The sequence below is a fragment of the Candidatus Pelagibacter sp. PS_43 genome (assembly GCF_059417795.1).
The window spans coordinates 149,781-161,240 of the sequence record NZ_CM182066.1; the positions used below are offsets into that span (position 1 = coordinate 149,781).

Annotated in this window: 12 protein-coding genes; 6 read left to right on the forward strand and 6 right to left on the reverse strand. The window is 22.0% G+C overall.

The window, feature by feature from the left end:
• Positions 1-15: 15 nt before the first annotated feature.
• Positions 16-600, reverse strand: a complete 585-nt coding sequence (locus tag AC5SLL_RS00800; protein WP_494586707.1) for a hypothetical protein — start codon at positions 598-600, stop codon at positions 16-18.
• Positions 593-2,122, reverse strand: a complete 1,530-nt coding sequence (locus AC5SLL_RS00805; protein WP_494586708.1) for a hydroxymethylglutaryl-CoA lyase-like TIM-barrel protein — start codon at positions 2,120-2,122, stop codon at positions 593-595. Before AC5SLL_RS00805 ends, AC5SLL_RS00800 begins: the two co-directional genes overlap by 8 nt.
• Before the next feature lie 33 nt (positions 2,123-2,155).
• On the opposite strand from AC5SLL_RS00805, the gene kdsB reads away from it, so the two are divergent.
• Entirely contained in the window at positions 2,156-2,866 is a 711-nt protein-coding gene (gene kdsB / locus AC5SLL_RS00810) for a 3-deoxy-manno-octulosonate cytidylyltransferase (RefSeq protein WP_494586709.1), read from the forward strand.
• An 8-nt stretch (positions 2,867-2,874) separates the two neighbouring features.
• Here kdsB and AC5SLL_RS00815 read toward each other — a convergent pair whose 3' ends face one another.
• Complete coding sequence (locus AC5SLL_RS00815; RefSeq protein WP_494586710.1) at positions 2,875-3,999, reverse strand: glycosyltransferase; 1,125 nt, start codon at positions 3,997-3,999, stop codon at positions 2,875-2,877.
• A 21-nt stretch (positions 4,000-4,020) separates the two neighbouring features.
• Here AC5SLL_RS00815 and AC5SLL_RS00820 point away from each other — a divergent pair, with 21 nt between their 5' ends.
• Together AC5SLL_RS00820 and AC5SLL_RS00825 are read left to right on the forward strand one after the other, a co-directional pair.
• On the forward strand, positions 4,021-5,178 hold the full coding sequence (locus AC5SLL_RS00820; protein ID WP_494586711.1) for a glycosyltransferase: 1,158 nt from the start codon (positions 4,021-4,023) through the stop codon (positions 5,176-5,178).
• A 42-nt stretch (positions 5,179-5,220) separates the two neighbouring features.
• A complete protein-coding gene (locus AC5SLL_RS00825; RefSeq protein WP_494586712.1) occupies positions 5,221-6,213 on the forward strand; it encodes an MraY family glycosyltransferase in 993 nt (330 codons plus the stop codon).
• Positions 6,214-6,219: 6 nt separating this feature from the next.
• Here the strand turns inward: AC5SLL_RS00825 and AC5SLL_RS00830 are convergent, their stop codons facing one another.
• Entirely contained in the window at positions 6,220-7,251 is a 1,032-nt protein-coding gene (locus AC5SLL_RS00830; protein WP_494586713.1) for a class I SAM-dependent methyltransferase, read from the reverse strand.
• Positions 7,252-7,332: 81 nt separating this feature from the next.
• On the opposite strand from AC5SLL_RS00830, the gene AC5SLL_RS00835 reads away from it, so the two are divergent.
• Both AC5SLL_RS00835 and AC5SLL_RS00840 read left to right on the forward strand, forming a co-directional pair.
• Positions 7,333-8,418 (forward strand): radical SAM protein, encoded by a 1,086-nt coding sequence (locus AC5SLL_RS00835; protein ID WP_494586714.1) that lies wholly within the window; start codon positions 7,333-7,335, stop codon positions 8,416-8,418.
• Between the two features lie 49 nt (positions 8,419-8,467).
• Positions 8,468-9,214: a glycosyltransferase family 2 protein gene (locus AC5SLL_RS00840; RefSeq protein ID WP_494586715.1), complete on the forward strand. Its 747-nt coding sequence runs from the start codon at positions 8,468-8,470 to the stop codon at positions 9,212-9,214.
• Positions 9,215-9,262: 48 nt separating this feature from the next.
• On the opposite strand, the gene AC5SLL_RS00845 is transcribed toward AC5SLL_RS00840, so the two are convergent.
• Entirely contained in the window at positions 9,263-9,655 is a 393-nt protein-coding gene (locus tag AC5SLL_RS00845; protein ID WP_494586716.1) for a sugar 3,4-ketoisomerase, read from the reverse strand.
• A gap of 24 nt (positions 9,656-9,679) precedes the next feature.
• On the opposite strand from AC5SLL_RS00845, the gene AC5SLL_RS00850 reads away from it, so the two are divergent.
• The gene (locus AC5SLL_RS00850; protein ID WP_494586717.1) at positions 9,680-10,804 is read left to right on the forward strand and encodes a DegT/DnrJ/EryC1/StrS family aminotransferase; all 1,125 of its coding nucleotides are present in this window, start codon (positions 9,680-9,682) and stop codon (positions 10,802-10,804) included.
• On the opposite strand, the gene AC5SLL_RS00855 is transcribed toward AC5SLL_RS00850, so the two are convergent.
• Positions 10,790-11,455 carry a glycosyltransferase family 2 protein gene (locus tag AC5SLL_RS00855; RefSeq protein ID WP_494586718.1) on the reverse strand — a complete coding sequence of 222 codons (666 nt, stop codon included), beginning with the start codon at positions 11,453-11,455 and terminating at the stop codon, positions 10,790-10,792. The genes AC5SLL_RS00850 and AC5SLL_RS00855 overlap by 15 nt on opposite strands.
• Between the last annotated feature and the right edge of the window lie 5 nt (positions 11,456-11,460).

Sequence of the window (11,460 nt, forward strand, 5' to 3'; positions counted from 1 at the left end):
TTATCATGTGATGATTTAAAAAATAATTTTGGAAAAATTGAGATATTTAATATTTTTTTTTTTTATTAGTTTTTTAGAAGTAAATATTTTGCAAAGTAAAGATGTTACATATAACTTAAACATAAATTTTAATAAAGTTACAGATTTAAAATTTGGAAATATTTTATTATTTACTTTACTGGAGATTAAAATTAGTTTTTTTTTAGTAAATAAATTTGAATATATATTTTTAAGTCTAAAATCATCATAATATATCAATATCTTTTGGTATTTATTAAAATCTAATTCATTTTTTAAAATTGCAAGTATGATTATTTTTTCAAAAATAGGGTTTTTATCATTTCGTAAATTATTAAACTCTAAAAAATTTTGATCTATATAAAAATTTTTGAATATCTTATCAAATTCTTTATTAATTTTTTGAGCAAATTTTTTTCTATACGAGGGAAAAAATTTCTTAACATATTTTTCAAAATATATTTTTTTAAAATTTAAGTTTTTGCTAATAAAGCTATTTCCAATGTTGATTAGATCAAAATTAGAATATTTAATATTAATATTAATGTTTGTATCAACAATAATTAATGTTTTGTTAAACATTATAACTAGAAATTTTTGTTTTTATTTTTTTTTCTTTTATATGAGTTTTAATTTTTGAGATAATATTATTATTAAATTTATTTTTAGCCAAACCATAAATATTAATATTTAAAAAGTTCCTGCTTATAAAATAAGCAACCGCATACACAAGTGCTAGATTTAGATTGAACGTGCAATAATTTTGTTTTATTGATAATTTTTTTGAAAATAACATATCGTATATAATTATTTGTTTGTTTTTTAAATTATTATCAATTCTTGCTTTTTGTGGCACTACTAATTTATTTTTAAAATTTTTTAAATATTGATTTTCAGTTACTAATCGAAATGGATTACATAAAAAAAGATAATCAATGTTACTATTTTTGATGTGCTTTGAATAGTTAAGTAAGGCATATATGTCACTTTTTTTCTTTCGAGTTAATATGGTCTCAATTTCCCTTGTGCTGTTAAGAATTATATTTGCACTAGTTTTGTTTTGAATTACAATTTTTTCTTTTGAAATATTAATTGTTTTATTTTTTATATTATGATTTTTTTTATAAAAAAGATTATCAAATATATTCAAATCATATTTAGATGCTTTTTGTTTCTTTAAAAAATTAAGGATATTTTGTATTTGTTTATAATTGAATTTTTTATCTTCCAATAATCTCTGAACGTATGTTGGATGTATAGTGTTTTTAGCCGCATATTGATAATACTTATTTGAACCCCAGTTGTATTTTTTTTTTAATTTTATAAAATTTTTTTTTATAAAATTTTTTAAATTTTTCTCTCCGGCGTCATCTCTTTTGACATGAGTCAGAAAATCTTCCAGTTTAAGATTCCCCGCTCCTCTTCCCATACCTAGTACAGATGTATCAATTATACCAAATCCTAATTCTTTTGCTTTTAAAGAATTTTTAAGCGCATTATTCATATTATCATGAGCATGGAACCCCAGCTTATTTATATCAATTTTTTTTTTTAAGAGTTTTGCTGATAAATTTTCAATAATCTTTGGATTACAATTCCCATAACTGTCTGCAAGATAGTAATAATCAATTAATTTTGAATCCAATTGATTAAAAAAATTATATATTTGTTTAGGATTAAGTGAAGTAAATTTCATTAAATTTACTGCAATTTTATATCCTAACAAGTTTAATTCTATTATTATTTTGGAAAGATATCTAAGGTCATCAAAACTTACCGCAATTCTAACCAAGTCAATATTTGTATATATCTTGTTTTTGAATAATTCATTAATTTTTAAATCTTTTTTAAAATCTGCCAGGTCAATCATGACTGAAATTTTAAAATTATGTTTATTTGTTAATTTAAAAATATCTTTATCTGTTATTGAAAAAAATTTTCCAAATTTTTTTTCTTTATCAATTTTTCTGAAACCTATTTCGACATAGTCAACCTTCAAGATTTCCATTAAATTAAGATATTTTCTAACTAAACTATCATTAAAATCCCATTGATTATAGTATCCACCATCTCTAAATGTACAATCTAATATTTTATTAGCCATGTTTAAGGATTACCTATATTAATTAAATTGTAAATGAAAAAATTAGTCGTCGTAATTCCTTGTAGATTAAATTCAAAACGATTATCAAAAAAACTTATCAGAAAAGTGGCCGGAAAAGAAATTTTTTTGCATACTTATAAAAAGTGCTGTTCAGCAATTTCAAAAAAAAATATTTTTATAGCAACAGATAGCTATAAGATTATTAATATATGTAAAAATAATAAAATTAACGTAGTTAAAACTTCATCAAAACATTTAACAGGTTCAGATAGAATTTATGAGTTTTCAAAGAAAGTTAAGGCAAAAAATTATATAAATGTACAAGGTGATGAGCCAATTATTGATCCAAAAAATATTAAAAAAATAATAAACTCTACAAAAAAGAATAATGCTAGAGTATACAATTGTTACACTGAAATTAGCCATGAAGAAGCTTTAAAAAGTAGCATTCCGAAAGTTATTATAAATAATAGAAATGAGCTAGTTTATATGTCAAGATCAACTATACCGTTTAATCAATCAAAACTTAAAATAAACTATTATAAGCAAGTTTGTATTTATTCTTATCCAAGAAATATTTTAAAAAATTTTAATAATAAAAAAAGCAAAGTTGAAAAAAATGAGGATATAGAAATTTTAAGGTTAATTGAAAATGGCATAAAAATAAAAATGATAAAAGTTAATACAAGCAGTTTTGCAATAGATACAAAAGATGATCTAATTAACTTTAAAAAGCTGATTTGATTAACTTATTATAAATTTAATAATTCATTCTCAAAATCTTTTTCAATTCTATCAAAACTAAATTTATTAAGAGCATTATGTGCATTTAATGCAAAATTTTCATACTTTTTTTTATTCTTTTTAAAATTTAATATTTTTTGTGATAAAGCTTTTGAATTATTTGTTTCAAAAAATACCCCTGAAAAGTTATTTTGGATGATTTCATTTATGCCACCAAATGATTTTGAGGTGATAATTGGTAAACTATTATTTATAGCCTGAATGACAGAATTTGGAAAACTTTCATACAGAGAAGTACTTATATATAAATTTGTAGAATTAAAATATTTAGTTAAATTTTTTTTATAACCACAAAATACAAATCTTTTGGTTAATTTTAATTTATTTATTTTTTTTAAATAATCTCTCTTATTTATATCATTTGATAAAATAAATACTTTTATTTCATCATCGTTTATAATTTTAATGGCATCAATTAACGTATCTAAAGATTTTTCTTTTGAAAATCTCCCAATCCACAAAATATTAATTTTATTTTTAAATTTTTTTTTAAAGGGTTTTATTTTCTTAATACTTTTTGAATAAATGGTAATTACTTTTTGTTTTGTCAATTTAGATAAGTCAAAACTGGTTGTTTTAGAGTTAGCTATTATTTTGTCTGAAAACCTATATGTTAAAAACATAAGAAACTTAATAGTTTTATTCTTAATTTTTCTATAAAAACTTCCATAATCAAAATCAAGTTCCTGAATTGGCGTTCTCTCATATAAAATGATTTTTAAATTTTTTAAAGAACGAAAAAAGATTATGCTTAAAATATTGGCATAATTAATGTTAGAAATTAAAGTAATTTTTTTTTTATGAATTATAAAACTATTAATTAAACCTCTTATTTTAAGCATTGAAAATAAAGTTTTATTAGAAAAAATTTCAAAAATCTTAATATCATATTTTGTTAATTGTTTTTTATAAAAACATTTATTCAAACAAATTAATACACACTCGTATTTTTTTTTTGCTAAATATATCATTAACTTACTAATTGATTCTGCAGCACCACCCTGAGAAAAATTAGGTAAAAAGAAAATAAAAGTTTTTTTTTTCAAAGCAAAAATGATTGTTAATTCAAACATTTTTATATTATAAAAAACATAATGAAAGTTTTAATTTGGAGCCCTTTTATATCAAGTGACATAGGCACTGTAGGAACAGTTTTAAATACAGCTAAATGCATCAATAAATTTTCAAATCAAAAGTATAATCTATCATTAATAAATGTTGCTGGAGAATGGCAAAAATTCAACAAATTTCTTTCAGAAAATGAAATAAAATCAATTAATCTTAACATTAGATTAAGTTTTAAAAATTTACCAAAAGGATCATATTTTAAAAGTAGGCTCACTTATATTTTGATTTCTTTATTTTCATTATTCAAGTTACATAAGCTACTCAAAAAAGAAAAACCCGAATTTTTTTTTGTACATTTGTTAACTTTTACCCCCTTGTTGTTAATGATCTTATTTAAGTATAAGACAAAATTTATTTTAAGAATTTCAGGTTACCCTAAAATAAATTTTTTAAGAAAATTTTTTTGGAAATTATCTAATAAAAAGATAAATAAAATTTTATGTCCAACATATCAGACAAAAAAACAGTTGATGCAAGAAAATATTTTTGATGAATCGAAGTTATATGTTGTGCATGAACCAATATTAGACCTGAAAAAAATCAGAATATATAAAGAAATTAAAGACCACTTTAATTATAAACAATATGGTAAATATGTTGTGTCAATAGGAAGATTAACTAAACAAAAAAATCATAGATTCTTAATAAAATGTTTTAATGAAATATTAAGAAAGGATCCAGATTTAAAATTGTTAATTTGTGGTGAGGGTGAGGAAAGAAATAATTTAAAAAAACTAATAATTGATATTAAAAGAGAGAATAATATATATTTATTAGGGTATGTAGAAAATATCATACCTGTTCTTAAAAACTCACTTTTCTTTATTTTGACTTCTGAATGGGAAGACCCAGGGTTTGTAATAATTGAGTCTATGTTTTCGAATACTATTGTTTATTCAAGTGACTGTAAAAATGGCCCAATAGACTTGATTAAAAACTATAATAATGGTTTTTTATATAAGAAAAATAATAAAATAGAATTTATAGAGAATTTTTTTTCGATACATAAGTTAATTCTTCAAAAAGATCAATTAATCAAAAAAATAAAATTTAATGCAAAATATAAAACTAGATTATATACTTTATTCAATCATTATAAAAAATTAAAAGAAATTTTAAAATAGGAAACAATAAATTAGAAAAATATGTTTGATATATTGTTGCTAATGTTTTTGACTTTCATTATAGCTTTTTTAAACTTTGTCTTTAAAAAAAATAATTTTCTTTTAAGTTTTACAGGAGAAAAACATCAGATATTTGCATCTAAAGAAAAAATACCCTTGTCAGGTGGAATAATAATCTTAATTAGCTATTTCATTTTTTTTACTACTTATTCAAAGTTATTATCAATTTTTATAATTTTAATATTTGCCATAGGAATAATATCAGATGTAAAAGTCAATTTTTCTCCTAATATAAGATTATCACTTCAATTTTTGATTATAATTTTATTTTTATTGCTTTATGATCTTAAAATTGAAAATACAAGAATCATAATTTTAGATAACCTTTTAAAAAACCAATACTTAAATTATTTTTTTGTTTCATTTTGTTTATTGATTTTGATAAATGGATCTAATCTTATAGATGGCTTAAATACGAATGTTATTGGATATTACTTAATTATTTCAATATTACTTCTTCAAACGAATTTTATTAGTGATCTTGCATTTAGTAAAATGCAATGGATTTTATGGACTATTTCACTATCAATTGTTTATATATTTAATTTTTTAAAGAAAATTTTTTTAGGTGATAATGGGTCTTATATTTTAGCTTTTATTTATGGTATTTTTTTAATTGAATTTTATTCAAATAATAATTATGTCTCACCTTTTTTCATAATTGCTATACTTTGGTACCCGTGTTTTGAATTGTTATTTTCAATATCAAGAAAATTATTAACAAAAAAATCGCCATTTTCAGCAGATACAAGACACTTACATCAACTTTTGTTTTCTAAAATTTTAAAATCTAAAATAAAAATAACTGACAAATATAAGAATAGTATTGCTGGAACATTCTTAAATATCTATAATTTTTTTTTTATACATTTCAGTTTTACAGAAATTAGCAATAGCTCATATCAAATAACTTTAATAATAATCAATACAGCCATTTATTCTTATTCTTATTTCTATTTAATAAAAAATAATTAGTTTGTGTTATTTGAATAAATTTAAAATATAGAATTTAATACCAATTTTATTTAAAACACGTCCTACAAATCTTCTTATTAGTCTTTTTAAAATCAAAAAGTTACCAAATTTTAAATATTTTTTTTCTATATTTTGAATTTCTTCTATTGTTTCATTATAGTGATATTTAATTTCTTCACTCACCATTGAAACCTTACACAATGCTTGAATTTTTTTATTTATTTTGAGTATACATAAATTGTTTTTTATACAGAAATTTTTAAATGAATTTAAAGAAAAATGATAGCAATGAGCAATATGTAGATATTTTAAAAAATCTGAGTCATACATATTATCAATCATATGAATTGAAGGAACCTCAATATAAAATAATGTATTTTTATGAGCATAATTTTTTATTATATCTATTTCGATTTCGGGATTTTTCATATGCTCAAGGACATGTGATATGATGATAAGATCAAATTTATAATCACTTTCAAAACTAAATTTATTTATTAAATTAAGTTTTTGATTTTTCCCATAATTTAGATGTTCCTCGTCAAGGTCTAAGCCCGTTACAGAAAATCCTTTATTTTTAAAATATTTTAAAATACCCCCTGGTCCACATCCAATTTCCAATATTCTAAATTTTTTTTTATCATTAATATTTTTTAGATAATCACATAGAAAAATAAATTTATCATTTGCTAATTTAAATTGAGATTCAAATCTCTTTTTTGGATCAATAAAATTAAAATATATTTTATTATAAAAAGATTTGTAGAAATGATTTAGCGCATCTTCAGAGTAATATTCTATTTGTTGTAAATTACCACATTCCCTACATATGCCGGTAGTGTAAGATAATCCATATCTATCCTTTTCTGAAATAACCTCAAATTTATAATTTTTACAGATTAGACATGATAATTTCTCTGAAGGTTTAAATCTATTTTTGTTAAGATCATCTACAAATCTATTAATATTCTCTTTTTGAGTTTTATTAAGTTTTACATGTGGTTTAAAATTTTGCTTGTATCTTTTACTTAATAACATCTATTCTTTTTATATTAGATTTTATTTGAATTAAATTCTTTTTATTGCACTAACATTTGTTAGTGTATAATAAATCATAAAATGATAAATAAAATCAAATTATCTGATTACGGATTTACTATTTTACAAATCGAAAGTACTGCTGCTTGCAACATGGCGTGTAGTTTTTGTCCATACCCACTTAAAGAGGATAAATCTTCAAAAATGAGCATTGAAGATATAAAAAATATTATTAACCAATTAAACCCGGATGATGAAAAATTTAAGTATGTAACTTTTTCACAATTTAATGAGCCATTATTAGACAAAAGAATATTTGAGCTAATAGAATATGTTCAATCACAAGGATTTAAAGTATTAATGATTACAAATGGCTTATTGTTAAATAAAGAAAAAAATATTCAAGAATTATTGAGATTAAAACCAGATTTAAAAATATCTCTTCAAGTTATAGAAGAATCTACACTAAAAGAAAGAGGCCTGAATTTAGAAATGGAGGCATATGCAAAAACTATTTTTGATTTTTGTAATAGAATTAAAGGAACAAAATTAAACACAGTATTAGATATTGGAAATCAATATAATAATTCAAAAATAAAGTTTTATTTAAAAAAATTACTAGGGATTTCAACTGGTGATCCTGCTGCACCCAAAAGTACAAATGAAACTTTGGATAAATTTAAAATATTTTTAAGAAAACTTAATAAAATTGATAGCAATTATATAGATGCCTCAAAATTAGATGAATTAAATAAAAAACAAAATGAGTCTGCTTTTGAGTTTGCACCAAATGATCACAATGCGGAAAAAGGGTTTAAGTTAGCTGAAAATATTGAATTAAAGTTAAAACATTTTTGGTATGGGAGAAAAATTAAGGATTTTTATCCAGCTTTAGATAGATCTTTTTCTTGTCATAATCCAATTTTAGGAATTCAGGCCGATGGAAATGTGGCACCTTGTTGTTTGGCTTATGATGACTCAATTTCTCAAGGAAATATAAAAAATAAGAGTTTGAAAAGTATGTTAGAAAATAATGTATTTTTAAAAAATTTAAGATCCAAAAATGGAAAAAAACATATTACATGCAGGAAGTGTATGGGGGAAAAAACAAGAAGAGGAGTAATATTTCAATACCTAAGAAGAAGATTTAATAGCATTTTTAGTTAGCTGTAGACAATTATCACAAAGTAAAACAATAAATAATTTATTTAAGATTATGGACCTAATCAGTATAATTTTGCCATATTACAAGAAAAAAAAATTTATTGATCAAACTATAAAATCAATATTATCCCAGTCTTATAAAAAATTTGAATTAATAATAATTTATGATGACTCTGATAAAACTGACCTCTTTTTTTTAAAAAAATTAATTAAAAATAATTCAAAAATAAAGATTGTTATTAATAAGAATAACAAAGGAGCGGGCAGATCAAGAAATATAGGACTATCAATGTCAAAGGGTAGCTATATCTGTTTTATAGACGCAGATGATATTTGGACTAAAAATAAGTTAAGAATACAGATAAATTTTATGAAAAAAAATAAACTACCAATATCATGCACCTCATATAAGGTTATCAACGAACAAAATAAAATAATTAGTCATCGAAAATCTTATAAATCATTAAATTATTCTACTCTCCTCAAGGATTGCAATATAGGGCTTTCTACAGTTATGTTAGATTCTTCAATATTAAAAAATAAACTCAATTTCCCCAATTTAAAAACTAAAGAAGATTTTGTGTTATGGCTCAAAATCTCAAAAACTACAAATATAGCTGGTATTAGTCAATTTTTATCATACTGGCGTGATACCAAAAATTCACTATCTAAAAATATAGTTCAAAAGATTTTTGATGGATATAGAGTTTACAGAATTCATATGGATATGAGTATTGCAAAATCAATTTATTTCTTAGTTTTTCTGTGTATGAAGCACTTAATAAAAAAATTAAATTAATAATTTAACTAAAAAATTATTGAAATATTTTTTTTATAATAATTATTTTTAGTAATTTTTCTTGTGGTGTAAAAATTTAGAATAATTTCTAATGTAATCATTCTTAAAGTACTCTGTATTAGTTAATACTAATAATTGGTCATCGTCATTGTTAAAAAAAATCTCAGTCCAATTGTTTTCAGGCACAAATAAGGCAGTTTTATTTTTTTTTTCAAGATAAAAAGTTTTTTTTTTGTTAACTAAAATCTTAATTTTTCCTTTAAGAGGTATGTAAATTTGTTTTGATTTAATATGAGCATGTTTACTTCTGACATGATTTTTTTTACCAAATATTATGAAAAGTCTTTTTATAGATAAGGGTAAATCTTTTTTAAATGAAATTGGCAAAAGAGAACCACTGCTATCTTTGAAAATTTGTAATTTGATTAATTTGACTTGCATGATTAAATATTTATAAATTAAATAATGAGAATTAAATTCAATAACTTATATAAAAATTTCAATAAAAGCAAAAAAATCTTTAAAAATTTCAATTCATTATTAAAAAATAATGAATTAATGGGTGGCAAATATCTAGAGTCTTTTGAAAGAAAAATTTCAAAGTATTTTGGTACTAAATATTGTATTTCTGTTGGTAATGGAACAGATGCTATTGAAATTGCACTAGAGTCTTTAAATCTAAAAAAAAACTCTGAAGTAATAGTTCCTGCAAATACATGGATATCAACCGCTTCAGCAGTTATAAGGCAAAATTTGAATTTAGTTTTTTGTGATATCAACCTTCAAGATTTTAATCTTTGTTTGAAAGATTTAAAAAATAAAATTAATAAAAAAACATCTGCGATAATAGTTGTCCATTTATTTGGTAAGGCTGCAAAAATGAATGATATTTTAAAACTAGTAAAAAAAAAGAATATTAAGATTGTAGAAGACTGTGCTCAATCAAGTGGCACAAAAATAAACAATAAACATGTAGGTACATTTGGTGATATTGGAGCAATAAGCTTCTACCCAACAAAAAATTTAGGAGCTTATGGAGATGGTGGATGTATTTTGACTAATAGTAACAAGATAAATTTAAAATGTAGAAGAATTAAAAACCATGGAAGTTTGTTAAGACATGATCATCAATTAATTGGAAGAAATTCAAGACTTGATAATTTCCAGGCATTGGTAATTACTGAAAAACTAAAAAAATTAAATTTTGATATTAAAAAAAAAAATTATATTGCTCAAAAATATATTGATAAATTATCGATTTTGAAGGATTTTATTTTATTGCCCAAACTTTACAATCATGAAGTACATTCTTTTCATCAATTTGTTATAATATGTAAACATAGAAATAAATTGAAAGAATTTCTTATAAAGAATAAAATAGAAACATTAATTCATTATCCAAAAATGCTAAGTGATCTAAATATTTTTAGACATAATATTAGTAAAAATAAAATTACTAATGCTAAAGGATTGGGTGGAAAGCTTCTTAGCTTACCTATATCCTCTGAACATAAACTTAAAGAAATTAATTATATATGTAAAAAAATAATATTTTTTTATGAAAAAAAAATATTTTTAAGAAAAATATAATTTAATTAAACTTACTAAGATATATAAGCCATCCTTAAAAGCATTAACTTTTTTTTTACCAGCTATTCTAGGCCGCTCATAAGATGGGCTTGAAATTATAATGTTTTTTCCCCTTTTAGCTTTAATTGGTAGTTCAACACAAAAACTAAAGTCTTTCTTATTTAGATTTAACAACTTCGCTTTTTTTGTATCAGCCAGCACGTAAGTGTAAAGGATATCAGATATATTTAATGAAAAGAAAAAATTTCCAAAAAAAGTAAATATTTTATTACCTATGTAAGTAATTATTGTATCATCTTTACTTCCAGAATTTTTCATATACCTAGATCCAAAAATAAAATCAGCTTTTTTTAAAACAGCAAGATTATACATGTTTGTAAGTTCTTTAGGATCAAAGGAGCCATCAGCATTAAAAATACAAAAATATTTTGTTTTGCACTGCTTGATTCCTTGTATTAAAGCATCACCATATCCCAAGTTTTCTTGATAAATTATATTTAGGTCATATTTTTTAATTGCTTGAATTGTTTCTAAGTCAGTGATGTGTAAAATAATGTTTATTTTACAATTATATTTTTTTAATTCATCCAAGACAATTGGAAGACTTTCTGCTTCATTTTTTGCAGGTATTAATAAGGTTAGTTCATTCATTTATG